This is a genomic window from Aquabacterium sp. (genome assembly GCF_035476535.1).
Classification (GTDB): domain Bacteria; phylum Pseudomonadota; class Gammaproteobacteria; order Burkholderiales; family Burkholderiaceae_C; genus Pseudaquabacterium.
In genome coordinates this window covers 1-14,822 of sequence record NZ_DATILJ010000214.1, presented here as the reverse complement: position 1 = coordinate 14,822, position 14,822 = coordinate 1, and the positions used below count along the sequence as shown (strand labels likewise).

Sequence of the window (14,822 nt, the reverse complement as noted above, 5' to 3'; positions counted from 1 at the left end):
ACGCGCAGGCGGCGGGGCCACCGCATTTCGCGCCCTGTTGCCGCCGCTTCGCGCGCTCGCGCGCCGGTTCGTCGCTCGGCGCTTCGTCGCCGGCGCTGGCATTCCTACAGTGAGTTCACACCACTGCCAGGGACTCCCCATGAAACACCTCGTCATCCGCTCGATGCTGGCCAAGGGCCTGCTGTTCGCCGCCGTCAGCGTGCAGGCGCAAACCTGTGTGCCGGTGGAAGTGCACAACGTGCGCGCCAGTGAAGGGCGCTTGATGCTGGCGGCCTACGACTCTGCCGCCGACTACAGCAGCAAGAGCGCGGCGAGCGCGCTGCAGCTGCGCGCCGACGCCGAACTGCTGAGTTTCCAGGTCTGCGGCCTGCGTGGCCCGCTGGTCGCGCTCAGCGTCTTCCAGGACCTCAACACCAACGGCAAGCTCGATGCCAACGCCTTCGGCATGCCGACCGAGCCCTGGGGTGCCTCGGGCAAACCGTCGAACTTCGCCGCGCCGACCTGGGACACCACGCAGGTGACGCTGGACGGCAAGCCGCTGGTCATCAAACTCTCCAAATAGGCGAGGTGCAGCATGCAACAACGCCGCGAATTCCTGCGCGCTTTTGGCGCCCTGAGTGCCGCTGTCGCCGCACCGTCGTTCGCCGGCTCATCGGCGGGCGAAGCCTTCGACGCAGCCGTTGCCGACAAACCCTGGCTGCGCGCCTTCAAGGGCGTCAGCGACGCCACGCAGGATCTGCGTTGTGAGGCCCTCACGCTGACCGGCGACTGGCCCGCTGCGCTGCGCGGCCGCTTCTACCGCAACGGCCCGGCGCTGTTCGAGCGCGGCGGCCAGCGCTACCACCACTGGTTCGACGGTGACGGCATGGTCCAGCAGTTCAGCTTCAACGGCACCTCGGTGCGCCATGTCGGCCGGCTGGTGCGCACCGCCAAGCTGCGGGCCGAGCAGCAGGCCGGGCGCTTTCTCTACAGCGCCTTTGGCACCGCCATCCGCAGCGATGCGCCGGCGCAAGGGCCGGACACGTTCAACACCGCCAACACCAACGCCATCGAACATGCCGGGCGTGTGCTGGCGATGTGGGAGGGCGGCTCGGCCTACGCACTGGATCCGAAGGACCTGGCCACCCAAGGCCCGGTGACCTGGCAGGACGGCTTGCAGCAGCTGCCGTTCTCGGCGCATCCGAAGGTCGATGCCGGCGGCCAGCTGTGGAACATCGGCACGTCCGGCCAACGCCTCATCGCCTGGCACATCGACCCGCAGGGCCGGCTGGTCGACGCGCAGCTCGGCGAGTCGCCCTACCCCGGCGGCATGGTGCACGACATGGCGGCGACCACGCAGTACCTGGTGATTCCGCTGCCGCCGGTGAAGCTGGACTTCGGCCGCATCGCCGCCGGCGGCACGCCGGAGCAGGCCTATGCCTTCGACAGCCGCGAGCCGCTGCGCATCCTGGTGCTGCGAAAGGACGACATCACGCAGCGGCGCGTCTTCGAGCTGCCGGCACAGATGGTCTTCCACGTCGGCAATGCGTTCGAGCGGGCCGACGGCTGCATCGCCTTGAGCTTTGTCGGCGCCAGCGACCATCGCTCGCTGGTGCAGAGTGCTGTCGCACTGGTCGCCGGCCGTCCGGGGCCCCAGCGTGTCTCCAGCACGCAGCTGGCAGTGCTGGACCTGGCCAGCGGCCGGGCCAGCGTCGAATCGCTGGGCGATGCGGTGGAGTTCCCGCGCATCGACCCCCGGCGCATTGGCCTGCCGGCGCGCTACCTGCTCAATGCGGCGCAGTGGAAGCCGCAGCCGGCGGGCCGCGGCTCGCTGTTCCATGGCATCACGCTGCGCGACCTGCAGACCGGCCGCGAGGATCGCTTCGACTACGGCGAGCAGACGGTGGTCGAGGAACACATCCTGGTGCCCAAGCCGGGTCGCGCCGATGAACTCGATGCCTGGGTGCTGGGCACCAGCTTCGATGCGAAGCGCCAGCTGACCCAGGTCAGCGTGTTCGACGCCCGCCGCATCGCGGATGGCCCGCTGGCCCAGGCCACGCTGCCCTACGCGCTGCCGCTGGGCTTTCATGGCAACTTCACGCCAGCGGCGTCATGAGCCTCGCGGGCATCATGGTTGCATGACAGCGGCGCGTGGTGTGCGGCCGGCCAGGCCGCGTGCGCCGCGGGCTACAGTGCAGCGGTGAGCACCAAAGCCAAGACGCAATACACCTGTTCCGCCTGCGGCGGCGTGAGCCCGAAGTGGCTGGGCAAATGCCCGCACTGCAATGAATGGAACACGCTGGAAGAGACGGTGGCGGAGAGCACCGCCGGCACGAAGCACCGCTACCAGGCGCTGACCAAGGCCCAGCCGGTGGCGCTGCTGGCGGAGATCGAGGCCGCCGATGTCGACCGCACGCCCACCGGTCAACCGGAGCTGGACCGCGTGCTGGGCGGCGGCATCGTCGAAGGCGGCGTGGTGCTGATCGGCGGCGATCCCGGCATCGGCAAATCGACGCTGCTGCTGCAGGCGGCCGAATCGCTGTCGACGCAGATCAAGGTCTTGTATGTCACCGGCGAAGAGTCCGGCGCGCAGGTGGCGCTGCGCGCCCGCCGGCTCGGCCTGGCCGGCACGCATTTGCGCGTGCTGGCCGAGATCCAGCTGGAAAAGATCCAGGCCGCGCTGGCTGCCGAGACGCCCAACTTCTGCGTCATCGATTCGATCCAGACGCTGTACTCCGATCAGTTGACCAGCGCGCCCGGCTCGGTGGCGCAAGTGCGCGAATGCGCGGCGCAGCTCACCCGCACGGCCAAGGCCAGCGGTTGCGCGATCGTGCTGGTCGGCCATGTCACGAAAGAGGGCGCGCTGGCCGGGCCACGCGTGCTGGAGCACATCGTCGACACCGTGCTGTATTTCGAGGGCGATACGCATTCCAGCTTCCGGCTGGTGCGGGCGATCAAGAATCGCTTTGGCGCGGTCAACGAGATCGGCGTGTTCGCGATGACCGAGCGCGGGCTGAAGGGCGTCAGCAACCCGAGTGCGATCTTCCTGTCGACGCATGGCGCGCCGGTGCCGGGCTCCGTCGTGCTGGTGACGCTGGAGGGCACACGCCCGCTGCTGGTCGAGATCCAGGCGCTGGTGGATTCCGGCGGCGCGGCGCCGCGGCGGCTGTCGGTGGGTTTGGAGCGGGATCGGCTGGCGATGCTGCTGGCCGTGCTGCACCGCCATGCCGGCGTCGATTGCCTGGACCAGGACGTGTTCGTCAATGCCGTCGGCGGCGTGCGCATCAGCGAGCCTGCCGCCGACCTGGCGGTGCTGCTGGCGATCCAGAGCAGCCTGCGCGGCAAGCCGTTGCCGCAGGGTTTCATTGCTTTCGGTGAGGTGGGACTGGCCGGTGAGGTGCGGCCTGCGCCGCGCGGTCAGGAACGGCTGAAGGAAGCGGCCAAGCTCGGCTTCTCGATGGCCGTGGTGCCCAAGGCCAATGCGCCGAAGAAAGCCATCGAGGGGCTGGTGGTGCACCCGGTCGAGCGCATCGAGGAAGCCATCGACGTGGTGCGCTCGCTGTCCTGAGGAGATTGAACACATGAAGATCGCCGCACTGAGCGACATCCACGGCAACCTGCAGGCACTGCAGGCCGTGCTGGTCGAAGCGCAAGAGGCCGGTGCCGACGTCATCGTCAACCTCGGCGACATCGTCAGCGGCCCGCTGTGGCCGCAGCAGACAGCCGCCTTGCTGCAAACGCTGGCGCTCCCGACCATCGCCGGCAACCACGAGCGCCAGCTGCTGACGATCCCGTTGCCGCGCCTGGGCGCCAGCGATGCCCACGCCGTGCGCGAGCTGCAGCCGCCGCAGCGCGACTGGCTGGCCGCGCTGCCGGCCACGCGCTGGCTGGATGCCGAGGTGTTCTGCTGCCACGGCACGCCCGGCACCGACCTGCAGTACCTGATGGAGACGGTCACCGCTGACCACCAGCGCGATGGTGCGCCCGGCGTGCGCGCGGCCACCGCCGCCGAGCTGGCCCAGCGCCTGGGCGACTGCCGGGCGCGCGTCGTGCTCTGCGGCCACAGCCACGTGCCGCGCACGGTGCAACTCGAGTACGACGGCCAGGCGATGCTCGTCGTCAACCCCGGCAGCGTCGGCCTGCAGGCCTATGACGACGATCATCCGCACACCCACCGCATCGAACTCGGCAGCCCGCACGCCCGCTGGGCGCTGCTGGAACGCCGGGCCGACGGACAATGGCGGGTGGAGCACCGCGAGACGCCCTATGACTGGGCCAGCGCGGCACGCCAGGCCGAGTTGAACGGCCGTGGCGATTGGGCCGATGCCCTGCTCAGCGGGTTCGTCGGTCGACTTGAGCGGGAAGTGTTGCGTACATGAGTGGGATCCTGGGGTGGGGGCTGGCGGTCATCGGCATTGCGATGGGTTATGCGATCTGGGGCTGGTCCGGCGTGGCGATGGCCGTGTCGGTGATCGTGTTCTGGCTGCTGCTGCAGTTCAGCCGGGTGATGCGGGTGATGCGCACCGCCGGCCAATCGCCGGTGGGCACGGTGCCCAGCGCGGTGATGATGCAAGCCAAGATGAAGCCCGGCATGCGGCTGATGGACATCATCCTGCTGACCCGCAGCCTCGGCGAGAAGCGGGCCGAGCAGCCCGAAACCTGGCGCTGGACCGATGCCTCGGGCGCTTCGGTGACGGTGGAGCTGGCCGGTGGCCGCTGCAGCGCCTGGCGCTTCGAGCGGCCGGGCGACGAGGCCGCGGGTCCGCCAGCCTCCTAGAATTGCCCCTTTTTCACACCCACGAGGCTCCCCATGTCGATGTCCGACCGCGACGGCAAGATCTGGATGGACGGTGCGCTGGTCGACTGGCGCGACGCCAAGATCCACGTGCTGTCCCACACGCTGCATTACGGCTGCGGCGCCTTCGAAGGCGTGCGGGCCTACAACACGGCCCAGGGCACGGCCATCTTTCGCCTGCGCGAGCACACCGAGCGGCTGTTCAACTCGGCCAAGATCCTGCGCATGAAGATCCCCTTCACGCTGGAGCAGGTGATGGAAGCGCAGTGCCAGGTGGTGCGCGAGAACAAGCTGCAAAGCTGCTACCTGCGCCCGCTGACCTGGATCGGCGACAACAAGCTCGGCGTCAGCCCCAAGGGCAACACCATCCACCTGATGGTCGCCGCCTGGGAGTGGGGCGCCTACCTCGGCGACGAGGGCCTGAAGCGCGGCATCCGCGTGAAGACCTCCAGCTACACCCGCCACCACGTCAACATCACGATGACGCAGGCCAAGGCGGTGAGCAACTACACCAACTCGATCCTCGCCAACATGGAGGTCACCGACGAAGGCTATGACGAAGCGCTGTTGCTCGACGCTTCCGGCTTCGTCAGCGAAGGCGCCGGCGAGAACATCTTCATCATCAAGAACGGCGTGGTCTACACGCCGGACTTGTCGGCTGGTGCGCTGAACGGCATCACCCGCAACACCATCTTCGCGATCTGCCAGGACCTGGGGCTGAAGCTGGTGGAAAAGCGCATCACCCGCGACGAGGTCTACATCAGCGACGAGGCCTTCTTCACCGGCACCGCCGCCGAGGTGACGCCGATCCGCGAGTTGGACCGCATCGAGATCGGCATTGGCTCGCGCGGCCCGATCACCGAGAAGATCCAGGCGGCGTTCTTCGACATCGTCAACGGCCGCAATCCCAAGTACGCCGAGTGGCTGACCAAGGTCTGATGCGATGAGCGACGCCAAGGCCCCGGTCGAAGTGACCGCCCAGGATGTGCAAGGCCCCGGCGTGGTGGCCTGCCCGAACCCGAAGATGGTGCTGTGGAGCACGCATCCCAAGGTGTTCATCGATGTCGCCACCACCGGTGAAGGCCGCTGCCCCTACTGCGGTACGGTTTATCGCCTGAAGGCCGGCGAGAAACTGCACGCTGGCCATTGAGGGCTGGAACGGACCGGGCGACGACACGATGCACGCCGGCCTGCTGGCGCTGACGCAGGCGGCGCTGCTCGACCAGCTCGACCGCGACGATGCCGCCCATGCGTTGCGCAGCCTGGTCAATCAGGTGGCGCGGCAGCTGGGCACGCCCTGCGGCCTGCTCGCGCTAGGGCCCGATGGTCGTCAGCGCTGGACCGCCGGCACGCTGCCCGACGCGGCGGTGCGGCCCGGCACGCCGCTGCTGGACCGGCATGAAGCCTTCGTCGAAGACGGCTTCTGCTGGATGCCGCTGTGGCGCCTGGGGCAGCCGCTGGGGGCCTGGTTGATGCCGGTGCAGCCGGGCCTGGAGCTCGGGCCGCGCGCGAAGCAGCTGCAGCCGGTGCTGAGCGCCGCAGCCTCGCTGTTGCTGCGGGATGCCACCGGCTCGGAGCTGCGCCGCGGCGGCAGCCATGGCGAGCTGATCCGCGCGGCCTTGCGCGGTGCCGGCACCTTCGTCTGGGAATGGGACATCGCCACTGACCGCCTGGGCGACCTGGACCAGGGCTTCGCGCAGCTCGGCTACCCGCTGCCCGAAGGCGGCAGCACGCAGAGCGACTGGGATCGGCTGATCCACCCCGAAGACCGCGAAGCCAACCACGGCGCCTACCTGCGCCATGCGCATGGCCAGGCCGCGGTCTACGAACACAGCTACCGTGCCCGCGCCGCGGATGGCCAATGGCGCTGGATCCAGGAACGCGGCCGCATCATCGAATGGAATGCCGAAGGCCAGCCGCAGCGCATGGTCGGCATCCAGACCGACGTCACCGACCGCCGGGCCGCCGAAGCGGCGGCCGAAGCCGCCATGTCGCGGCTGGTCAAGATCGCGGCCCATGTGCCGGGACTGCTATTCCAGTTCCAGTGGCGGGCCGATGGGCACGGCAGTTTTCCCTATGTCAGCGAGCGCTGCGAGGCGCTGCTGGGCGTGCCGGCCGCGGCGCTGGTGGCCGATGCGGCAGCGATGCTGCGCCGCATCGATTTCGCCGACCGCGGCGTGATGCTCGACAGCATCCGCGACTCCGCCCGCCGCATGGCGCCCTGGCAGCTGAAGTTCCGCGTGCACCGGCGCGACAAGGCCTTGCGCTGGATTCGCGGCAGCGCCACGCCGCAACTCGGGCCGGAGGGCAGCGTCGTCTGGCACGGCTACTTCGAGGACGCGACCGAAGCGCTGACCATCGAGCAGGCCCAGCAAGACCGCGCCGGCGCCGAAGCCGCCAACCGCGCGAAGACCGAGTTCCTGTCGCGCATGAGCCATGAGCTGCGCACGCCTTTGAACGCCGTGCTGGGCTTCGCGCAGCTGATGGAGGTGGACACCTCGCAGCCACTGGCCGAGGATCAGCGGCGCCGGGTCGGGCTGATCCGTGAATCCGGCGAGCACCTGCTGGCGATGATCAACGACCTGCTGGATCTGACCAGCATCGAGGCCGGCCGCGTGACGCTGCAGCCGGAGCCGGTGTTGCTGGATCCGCTGATCGAGGACTGCCTGGCGATGGTGCGTGCCGGCGCGCAGCGCGACGATGTGAGCCTGTTGCACGATCCCGCGACCGGCCTGGGCCTGCACGCCGATCGCAAGCGTCTGCGCCAGGTGCTGCTGAACCTGCTGAGCAATGCCATCAAGTACAACCGCCGCGGCGGCCAGGTGCGGGTGCAGGCGGCTGCGCGCGAGGCGGGCTGGCTGCTGCTCGAAGTCCGCGACACCGGCGTCGGCCTGACCGAGACCGAGATCGCGCAGCTGTTCCAGCCCTTCAATCGGCTATCGCAGGCGCGCAGCACGATCGAAGGCTCGGGCATCGGCCTGGCGGTGACCCATGCGCTGGTCGCGCTGATGGGTGGCCGCATCGAGGTGCAGAGCACACCCGGCCGCGGCTCGTCCTTCAGCGTGCTGTTGCCTGATGCGTGAGGCGGATCAGAGCTGCAGCTTGCCGGCGTAGACCACCGGACCGGTGGGTGCGCCGGTCGGCGAGCCGCCGGGTGGTTCCACGCTGACCGCCAGCGCCGCGGTGTTGCGCTTGTCCAGCAGCGCCTGCGGCAGCCGTTCACGGCGGATCACCGTCAGGCCGCTGGCCGAGATCAAGCCCAGCGAGCGCGGCGCCCCCTCGGGCGGCACGGCCCACAGTTCCAGCGCGCGGTCGATGTCCAGCGCCACCGGCTGCAGCGGCCGCGTGACCAGCGCCCGGCCATCGCCTGAGAAGCTGGCAACGAAGGTGTTGGCACCTTGCGTGGCGCCGGCCGTGCCTTGCAGCACCACCACCACCGGCGGCGGCTGCGGCTGCGGGTTGGCCAGCAGCACGGCCAGGCTCACCGCCGCAACGGTGGCAAAGCCCGAGGCGCCGCGCCAGAAGGCCAGACCGCGCCACCAGGGCTGCGGCGCTTGCATTGCGGCAGACGGCGCTTCGGGCCACAGCCGCCGTTCAATGCCGGGCCAGGTGTGCATGGGCGGTGGCACCGGCGTGACGGCCGTGGTCAGCGGCATCAGCCTCGCTTGCCATTCCGCCGTGGCCCGGCGCAGCGCAGGGTGACTGGGCAGCAGCGCTTCGAAGCGGCGCCGCGCCGGGCCACGCAGCGTGCCGGCCACGTACTGCGCCGCCAGCGCATCGGCGAGTCCTCGTCGGCCGTAGTCCATCTCAGGCCCCCACCATGGTGTCGTCGCGTTGGGCTGCGCGCTCGAGGCAGCTTTTCAACGACATCAGGGCCCGCCTGACCCAGCTCTTCACCGTGCCCAGCGGTTCACGCAGCTGCTCGGCGACTTCGGCATGCGACAGGCCGTCGAAGAAGGCCAGCGCCACGCTTTGGCGCTGCTGCGCCGACAGGCTTTCCATGCAATGCGTCAGCTGCCGCGCATCGCTGGCGCGTTCCAGCAGCTCGGCCGGGCCGGGGCTGTCGTCAGCCATGCGTTGGTCGAGATCGGGCCGCTCATCGTCCGCGTCATCGGCATGCACGCTCTCCAGCCGCGGCTGCGCTTGCGCACGGCGCAGGCTGTCGATGGCCTTGTTGCGTGCGATGTGGGTCAGCCAGGTCAGCGGCTGGGCCTGCGACGCGTCGAAGCTGCCGGCGGCCTTCCAGGCGCTGACATAGACCTCCTGCAGCAGGTCCTCGGCGATCGAGCGGTCGCGCTGGATGCGCAGCAGCACCGCAAACAGATGCCCGCTGGTCTGCTCGTACAGGCGCTTGAAGGCCGCGCGGTCGCCCAGCGCGGCGCGCGACAGGTGCTGCGCCAGTTCGCGGCTGCGCTGGCTCCAGTCCTCGGGGGCGGTTTTCATCGTGGTGTCGATTCTGTGCTGAAGTGAAAGCTCAAAGAGGGGCTGCCTACAATCCACGCCCATGCCGCGCGAACAAGAATTCATCCTTACCCTGTCCTGCCGCGACCAGACCGGCATCGTCTATGCCGTCTCCGGCCTGCTGTTCCAGGCCGGCTGCAACATCATCGATTCGCAGCAGTTCGGCGATGTCGAAGGGGAGGACGCCACCGGCCTGTTCTTCATGCGCGTGCACTTCGCCGCGCCGCCGCACCTGGGCGATGCGGCGATGCTGGCCAACCTGTTCTCCCATGTACGCGGGCAGTTCCAGATGGATGCGCAGATCCACGCGGTGGCGCACCGGCCGCGCGTGCTGCTGATGGTCAGCCAGCATGGCCATTGCCTGAACGACCTGCTGTACCGCGCCAGCAGCGGCCAGCTGGCGGTGGACATCCCCGGCATCGTTTCGAACCACCCGACCTATGCCGCGCTGGCCGAGAGCCACGGCATTGCCTTCCATCATCTGCCGCTGGTCGGCGGCAGCGACGCCGTCACCAAGCGCGCTCAGGAGCAGCAGGTCGAGGCGCTGGTCGAGCGCGAGCGCATCGACCTGGTCGTGCTGGCCCGCTACATGCAGATCCTCAGCCCCGAGTTCTGTGCCGCATTGAAGGGCCGGGCGATCAACATCCACCACAGCTTCCTGCCCAGCTTCAAGGGCGCCAAGCCGTACTTCCAGGCCCATGCGCGCGGCGTCAAGCTGATCGGCGCGACCGCTCACTACGTGACGGCCGACCTCGACGAAGGGCCGATCATCGAGCAGGACGTGGCCCGCGTCGACCACACGCTGTCGGCCGAGGAAATGACCGCCGTGGGGCGCGACGTCGAATCGGTGGTGCTGGCCCGCGCGGTGCGCTGGCATGTCGAGCACCGGGTGTTGATGAATGGCCACAAGACGGTGATCTTCCGCTGACGCGCGGGTGCCGCGGCTAATATCTCCGCCATGCCGCGCAGCAAGCCCCAGACCGCTCACCTGATGGCCTCGCCCGATGACCTCGAGGCACAGTTCTACGAGGCCTTGCGCGAAGGCGATCTGGACAAGGTGATGGCCGTCTGGTCCGATGACGACGACATCGTCTGCGTGCACCCCGGCAGCCCGCGCATCGTCGGCCCGCGTGCGGTGCGCGCGGCCTTCGAGGCCATGTTCAACACCGGCCGCATCCACGCCCAGCCCGAGCATGTGCGGCGCGTGCTGCTGATCGACGCGGCGATGCACAGCCTGGTCGAGCGCATCGACGTGGTCACCGCCGAAGGGCCGCGCACGGCCTACGTCGTCACCACCAACGTCTATCACAAGACGGCGCAGGGCTGGCGCATGGTGGCCCACCATGCCAGCCCGGGCACCAGTGGCAGCGAGTTGCCGGAAGTGAGCGAGACGCCGTCGATGCTGCATTGATGCAAGGCTTCTCCGCACCCTGGTGGCTGCCCGGCGGCAACGCCCAGACGATCTGGCCCGCGCTGTTCTCACGCCGCCACCCCGGCGATCTGCCGGCGCTGCGGCGCGAGCGCTGGTCCACGCCGGACGGTGACTTCGTCGATGTCGACTTCGCCGACGCGGCGTCCACCGCCGCGCCGCTGCTGGTGCTGTTCCATGGCCTCGAAGGCTCGTCCGGCAGCCACTATGCGCAGGCCTTCGCGCACCAGGCCGGCGCGCTGGGCTGGGGCTTTGCGCTGCCGCATTTCCGCGGCTGTTCGGGTGAGTTGAACCACGCGCCGCGGGCCTACCACTCGGGCGACTTCGAGGAGATCGGCTGGATCCTCGAGCGCCTGCGCGCGCGCTGCGCGGCGCCGCTGCATGCGGTGGGCATCTCGCTGGGCGGCAACGCGCTGCTGCGCTGGGCCGAAGAGGCCGGCGATACCGCATCGCGCATCGCCGCCGCGGTGGCCGCGGTAAGTTCGCCGGTCGACCTGGCGGCCAGCGGCGCGGCGATCGACCGCGGTTTCAACCGCCGGGTCTATGCGCGCATGTTCCTGCGCTCGATGAAGCCCAAGGCGCTGGCCAAGCTGGCGCAGCACCCGGGGCTGTTCAATCGCGAGCGACTGCTGGCCGCGCGCACGATCTACGCGTTCGACGATGTCTTCACCGCACCGCTGCACGGTTTTCGCGGCACCGATGACTACTGGTCGCGGGCCTCCGCCAAGCCACATTTGGCCCGCATCCGCGTGCCGACGCTGGTGCTCAATGCGCTCAACGACCCCTTCGTGCCGGCCAGCAGCCTGCCGGCACCAGCGGCGGTGGGCCAGAACGTGCGGCTGTGGCAGCCCGCGCATGGCGGCCATGTCGGCTTCCCCGATGGGCGCTTTCCAGGCCATGTGCTGCACCTGCCGCAGGCCGTGCTCGCGTGGTTGAAGTCGCCACGATGAACGCCGTGAAGCCTCAAATGCGCTAAGGTCCGAGCCATGGACGACATCGTCTTGGCGGCCCTGAAGAAGTGGCCGAATGTGCCGCACTGCCACGGCTGGCTGGCGCTGGACGCGCGTGGCGACTGGTACCTGCGCGACGAGTCCGCCCAGCGTGCCGGGCCCTTCCCGCAGGTCAAGGGCAGCCGCATCGAGCACCTGAAGCTGCGTGAGTTCATCGAACGCAACTACCTGGCCGATGCGCATGGCTGCTGGTTCTTCCAGAACGGGCCGCAGCGCGTGTACGTGCAACTGGAGGCCACGCCCTGGGTCTGGCGCGTGCTGTGGCGAGACCCTGCGCCGCAGGTGCGCAGCCATACCGGCGCACCGGTGCAGCCGCGGGGCTGCTGGCTGGACGAAGCCGGCCGGCTGTTCCTGGACAGCACGCTGGGCTTCGGCATCGTGCACAGCCAGGACATGGTCGATGCCGCCCAGGCGGTGGAAGCCGGGCTGTGGTCGCCCGAAGCGCTGAGCTTCGAACAGGCGCCTGGCCGCTTCGGTTACGTGCTCGATCCCCAACCCGGCTCCTGACTCCGGGGCGCCCTGCCCCCATCAGGAATGACTACGCAGCGCGTGGCACCATGGATGCACGATGCCGGCGAAAGCGGCCTGATCTTCAAAACACGCGGGCGAAAAAAAGCCGGCCATCGGGCCGGCGGGTGGGGCTGCAAGCGATGCCTGCTTACTTGGCGGCGCTGGCGGCAGCGGCCGGGGTCTTGGGTTCGTCGAGCTTCGCGCCGCTCTTGTTGGCCATGAAGACCACCGCACGGCCGATCTCCAGGTCGCTGAAATCGCCGCCGCCCTGTGCGGTCATGCTGCCCTTGCCCTTCAGCGCCGAGGCCAGCAGCGCGTCATAACCGGCCTTGATGCGCGGGCCCCAGGCGGCATCGTCGCCGAGCTTGGGGGCGCCCGCGGCGCCGGTGGCGTGGCAGGCGGTGCACTGGGCCTGGAACACCTGCTCGCCGTTCTTCATCGTCGAGGCGTCGTTGACATCCTTGATCTCGATGCTGCCCACCGGCTGCAGCCGGCGCGCCACGGCTTCGGCACTCATGCCGTCGCTGCCGGCACCAGCCTTCTGGCCGAAGTCGACGAAGTTGGTGAGCAGGATGATCACGATCACCGGCACGACGAAGGACGCAACGATCGCGGCAATCAGTTGCTTGGGCGTCTTGATCGGACCTTCGTGGACTTCATGCCCGGCGTGCTGCGCGGCATCATGTGAAGGATGGTGCGAGCTTGGGTGAGTCGTGTGCTTGGCGTCACTCATGGAATCCTCTTGGCTTGTTCCGGGCTTCGGGGCAGCCCCGAGCAAAACCGGTCGATTATAGCGAGGGCCCTGTGGGCGCCGAGGGCGCCGTGCCGAGCGTGCACTAGAATGCGCGACTGCACGCTGCACTGCGACCGTGGTGAAGTGGATATCATTGGGCCCTCCGAAGGCTTAGTCGCAAGTTCGATTCTTGCCGGTCGCACCACCCCCCATTTCCCCTGGCATCAGGCACCTGGCCTGCACAGCCGCGCTATGCCTGCTGTCTGCTTGCGCCAGTTCGCCGCCGCCCGCCACGCCGGCGCCCAAGCCGCCCCGAACGCCCGCCGCACCTGCGCCGCTGCCACCCGGCCGCGACGGCCCCGAAGTCAAGCCGCCGCCCGACCTGCATCTCGTGCCCGATGCCGAGCCGCGCATCGAGCCGGTGCGCCCCGGCGGGCCGAACAAGCCCTATGCGGTGCAGGGCCAGGCCTATGCGCCGGTGCTGGGGGATCCGGCGGTGGTCGAGCGTGGGCTGGCCTCGTGGTACGGCCGCAAGTTCCATGGCCGGTCCACGGCCAGCGGCGAGACCTACAACATGTATGCGATGACCGCGGCCCACAGGACCATGCCGATCCCGAGTTATGCGCGCGTGCGCAACCCGGCGAACGGCCGCGAGGTGCTGGTGCGCATCAACGACCGCGGCCCGTTCCATGCCGAGCGCATCGTCGACCTGAGCTACACCGCCGCGCTGAAGCTCGGTGTGCTGGGCGGCGTGGCACCAGTGGAACTGGAGCGCATCACCTACGAAGCGATCCGCACCGGCAGCTGGCGCCGGCCCGGCGGCGACACGGCCTTGGCAGCGGCGCCGCAGCCGATCGAAGGCGGCGCGGCTGACGCCATCGGCGACATCGCGCGCCGCGCCGCGGCCGAACCGGTGGCCGACGCAGGAACCGCCGGCGCTGGCCCGTCACCGCCCGCCTCCGGCAGTCCGGCACCGACCGCCGCCGGCCGAGGCTTCTGGTTGCAATTGGGCGCTTTCCGCCAACGCGCGGCGGCCATCGACTTGCAGCAACAGCTGCAGCGCCAGGCCGACTGGCTGGCGCCGCTGCTGGCGGTGTTCAATGAACGCAGCCTGCACCGACTGCAGGCCGGGCCTTACGCCAGCCGCGACGATGCCGGTGCCGCGGCCGAGCGCTTGCGCGACCTGCTGCCAGCCTTGCCGCTGATCGTCGAGCGGCGCTGATCCGCCCGGCACCGTTGGCCCTGCGCGCCCCAAGGCCCCTTGCATGACGACTTGCGAGCGACGCGGCTTGCAGGCATGCTGGGCCGCAACGGGAGGGCACGCTGGAGCATGGCCAAGGCCACTGACGATTTGTTGCGCGACACACTTCACCGCGCCTTCGAGGCCGTGCGTGCGCTGTCGGCCACGCTGACCGAAGGCCTGAGCGCGGAGGACCAGCAACTGCAGTCCATGCCCGACGCCAGCCCGATCAAGTGGCACCTGGCGCACACCAGCTGGTTCTTCGAGGCGCTGGTGCTCAGGCCGCATGCAGTCGGCTACCAGCCCTTCGACGAGCGCTATTTCTACCTCTTCAACTCCTACTACGAAGCACTCGGCCCGCGCCACCCGCGGCCGCAGCGCGGGCTGCTGAGCCGGCCGTCCATCGACGAGGTCTGGCGCTACCGTCGCCATGTCGACGCGGCCGTGCAAGTGTTCCTGCGCGACGCCGGCGCTGAAGCCTGGGTCGCCGCCGCGCCGATGCTGCGCCTGGGCCTGCACCACGAGCAGCAGCATCAGGAGTTGATGCTGACGGACCTGAAGCACGCGTTCTCGATGAACCCGCTGCTGCCGGCCTGGCGCCCGGCCGGTTCGAACCGGGCCAGTGTTGCCTCGGCGCTGCGATGGCAGGGCCACGACGGAGGCGT

General features: G+C 69.3%; 17 protein-coding genes and 1 tRNA gene. 15 read left to right on the top strand and 3 right to left on the bottom strand.

Going from position 1 to position 14,822, the window contains the following annotated elements; all coding sequences use genetic code 11:
* Positions 1 to 139: 139 nt before the first annotated feature.
* From VLK61_RS21075 to VLK61_RS21040, 8 genes are all read left to right on the top strand, one after another.
* Positions 140 to 562: a DUF2141 domain-containing protein gene (locus VLK61_RS21075; RefSeq protein ID WP_325423597.1), complete on the top strand. Its 423-nt coding sequence runs from the start codon at positions 140 to 142 to the stop codon at positions 560 to 562.
* Between the two features lie 12 nt (positions 563 to 574).
* Positions 575 to 2,095, top strand: coding sequence for a carotenoid oxygenase family protein (locus VLK61_RS21070; protein ID WP_325423596.1), 1,521 nt, complete (start codon positions 575 to 577; stop codon positions 2,093 to 2,095).
* Between the two features lie 84 nt (positions 2,096 to 2,179).
* Positions 2,180 to 3,547, top strand: coding sequence for a DNA repair protein RadA (gene radA / locus VLK61_RS21065; RefSeq protein WP_325423595.1), 1,368 nt, complete (start codon positions 2,180 to 2,182; stop codon positions 3,545 to 3,547).
* Positions 3,548 to 3,560: 13 nt separating this feature from the next.
* The gene (locus tag VLK61_RS21060) at positions 3,561 to 4,358 is read left to right on the top strand and encodes a metallophosphoesterase family protein (protein ID WP_325423594.1); all 798 of its coding nucleotides are present in this window, start codon (positions 3,561 to 3,563) and stop codon (positions 4,356 to 4,358) included.
* Entirely contained in the window at positions 4,355 to 4,756 is a 402-nt protein-coding gene (locus tag VLK61_RS21055; RefSeq protein ID WP_325423592.1) for a hypothetical protein, read from the top strand. The genes VLK61_RS21060 and VLK61_RS21055 overlap by 4 nt, the downstream gene beginning before the upstream one ends.
* Positions 4,757 to 4,789: 33 nt before the next feature.
* Positions 4,790 to 5,713 (top strand): branched-chain amino acid transaminase, encoded by a 924-nt coding sequence (locus VLK61_RS21050; protein ID WP_325423591.1) that lies wholly within the window; start codon positions 4,790 to 4,792, stop codon positions 5,711 to 5,713.
* A 4-nt stretch (positions 5,714 to 5,717) separates the two neighbouring features.
* On the top strand, positions 5,718 to 5,924 hold the full coding sequence (locus tag VLK61_RS21045) for a zinc-finger domain-containing protein (protein ID WP_325423590.1): 207 nt from the start codon (positions 5,718 to 5,720) through the stop codon (positions 5,922 to 5,924).
* A gap of 28 nt (positions 5,925 to 5,952) precedes the next feature.
* Positions 5,953 to 7,857 (top strand): ATP-binding protein, encoded by a 1,905-nt coding sequence (locus tag VLK61_RS21040; protein ID WP_325423589.1) that lies wholly within the window; start codon positions 5,953 to 5,955, stop codon positions 7,855 to 7,857.
* A 6-nt stretch (positions 7,858 to 7,863) separates the two neighbouring features.
* Here the strand turns inward: VLK61_RS21040 and VLK61_RS21035 are convergent, their stop codons facing one another.
* Both VLK61_RS21035 and VLK61_RS21030 read right to left on the bottom strand, forming a co-directional pair.
* The gene (locus VLK61_RS21035) at positions 7,864 to 8,580 is read right to left on the bottom strand and encodes an anti-sigma factor (RefSeq protein ID WP_325423588.1); all 717 of its coding nucleotides are present in this window, start codon (positions 8,578 to 8,580) and stop codon (positions 7,864 to 7,866) included.
* A gap of 1 nt (position 8,581) precedes the next feature.
* Positions 8,582 to 9,217: a sigma-70 family RNA polymerase sigma factor gene (locus VLK61_RS21030; protein ID WP_325423587.1), complete on the bottom strand. Its 636-nt coding sequence runs from the start codon at positions 9,215 to 9,217 to the stop codon at positions 8,582 to 8,584.
* Positions 9,218 to 9,278: 61 nt separating this feature from the next.
* Between VLK61_RS21030 and purU the strand changes: the two genes are divergently transcribed.
* The 4 genes from purU to VLK61_RS21010 are packed head-to-tail and all read left to right on the top strand — an operon-like array spanning position 9,279 to position 12,181.
* On the top strand, positions 9,279 to 10,163 hold the full coding sequence (purU, locus tag VLK61_RS21025) for a formyltetrahydrofolate deformylase (protein WP_325423586.1): 885 nt from the start codon (positions 9,279 to 9,281) through the stop codon (positions 10,161 to 10,163).
* Positions 10,164 to 10,193: 30 nt separating this feature from the next.
* A complete protein-coding gene (locus tag VLK61_RS21020; protein ID WP_325423585.1) occupies positions 10,194 to 10,646 on the top strand; it encodes a YybH family protein in 453 nt (150 codons plus the stop codon).
* Positions 10,646 to 11,614, top strand: a complete 969-nt coding sequence (locus tag VLK61_RS21015; protein ID WP_325423584.1) for a YheT family hydrolase — start codon at positions 10,646 to 10,648, stop codon at positions 11,612 to 11,614. Before VLK61_RS21020 ends, VLK61_RS21015 begins: the two co-directional genes overlap by 1 nt.
* Positions 11,615 to 11,650: 36 nt before the next feature.
* Complete coding sequence (locus VLK61_RS21010) at positions 11,651 to 12,181, top strand: DUF2946 family protein (protein ID WP_325423583.1); 531 nt, start codon at positions 11,651 to 11,653, stop codon at positions 12,179 to 12,181.
* A gap of 151 nt (positions 12,182 to 12,332) precedes the next feature.
* On the opposite strand, the gene VLK61_RS21005 is transcribed toward VLK61_RS21010, so the two are convergent.
* Positions 12,333 to 12,917 carry a c-type cytochrome gene (locus VLK61_RS21005; protein ID WP_325423582.1) on the bottom strand — a complete coding sequence of 195 codons (585 nt, stop codon included), beginning with the start codon at positions 12,915 to 12,917 and terminating at the stop codon, positions 12,333 to 12,335.
* 130 nt (positions 12,918 to 13,047) lie between these two features.
* Here VLK61_RS21005 and VLK61_RS21000 point away from each other — a divergent pair.
* From VLK61_RS21000 to VLK61_RS20990, 3 genes are all read left to right on the top strand, one after another.
* Positions 13,048 to 13,122, top strand: a tRNA-Arg gene (locus tag VLK61_RS21000).
* A 186-nt stretch (positions 13,123 to 13,308) separates the two neighbouring features.
* Positions 13,309 to 14,139: a septal ring lytic transglycosylase RlpA family protein gene (locus VLK61_RS20995; RefSeq protein ID WP_325423581.1), complete on the top strand. Its 831-nt coding sequence runs from the start codon at positions 13,309 to 13,311 to the stop codon at positions 14,137 to 14,139.
* 108 nt (positions 14,140 to 14,247) lie between these two features.
* Positions 14,248 to 14,822: DinB family protein (locus VLK61_RS20990; RefSeq protein WP_325423580.1), on the top strand; the 575-nt coding region annotated here is incomplete at its 3' end.

Excerpts from the sequence above, each read along its gene's own strand:
- purU (WP_325423586.1), top strand. The coding sequence starts at position 9,279 with ATGCCGCGCGAACAAGAATTCATCCTTACCCTGTCCTGCCGCGACCAG.
- VLK61_RS21055 (WP_325423592.1), top strand. The coding sequence starts at position 4,355 with ATGAGTGGGATCCTGGGGTGGGGGCTGGCGGTCATCGGCATTGCGATG.
- VLK61_RS21075 (WP_325423597.1), top strand. The coding sequence starts at position 140 with ATGAAACACCTCGTCATCCGCTCGATGCTGGCCAAGGGCCTGCTGTTC.
- VLK61_RS21045 (WP_325423590.1), top strand. The coding sequence starts at position 5,718 with ATGAGCGACGCCAAGGCCCCGGTCGAAGTGACCGCCCAGGATGTGCAA.
- VLK61_RS21035 (WP_325423588.1), bottom strand. The coding sequence starts at position 8,580 with ATGGACTACGGCCGACGAGGACTCGCCGATGCGCTGGCGGCGCAGTAC.
- VLK61_RS21060 (WP_325423594.1), top strand. The coding sequence starts at position 3,561 with ATGAAGATCGCCGCACTGAGCGACATCCACGGCAACCTGCAGGCACTG.
- VLK61_RS21020 (WP_325423585.1), top strand. The coding sequence starts at position 10,194 with ATGCCGCGCAGCAAGCCCCAGACCGCTCACCTGATGGCCTCGCCCGAT.
- VLK61_RS21070 (WP_325423596.1), top strand. The coding sequence starts at position 575 with ATGCAACAACGCCGCGAATTCCTGCGCGCTTTTGGCGCCCTGAGTGCC.
- VLK61_RS21005 (WP_325423582.1), bottom strand. The coding sequence starts at position 12,917 with ATGAGTGACGCCAAGCACACGACTCACCCAAGCTCGCACCATCCTTCA.
- VLK61_RS21050 (WP_325423591.1), top strand. The coding sequence starts at position 4,790 with ATGTCGATGTCCGACCGCGACGGCAAGATCTGGATGGACGGTGCGCTG.
- VLK61_RS21030 (WP_325423587.1), bottom strand. The coding sequence starts at position 9,217 with ATGAAAACCGCCCCCGAGGACTGGAGCCAGCGCAGCCGCGAACTGGCG.
- VLK61_RS21040 (WP_325423589.1), top strand. The coding sequence starts at position 5,953 with ATGCACGCCGGCCTGCTGGCGCTGACGCAGGCGGCGCTGCTCGACCAG.
- VLK61_RS21010 (WP_325423583.1), top strand. The coding sequence starts at position 11,651 with ATGGACGACATCGTCTTGGCGGCCCTGAAGAAGTGGCCGAATGTGCCG.
- VLK61_RS21015 (WP_325423584.1), top strand. The coding sequence starts at position 10,646 with ATGCAAGGCTTCTCCGCACCCTGGTGGCTGCCCGGCGGCAACGCCCAG.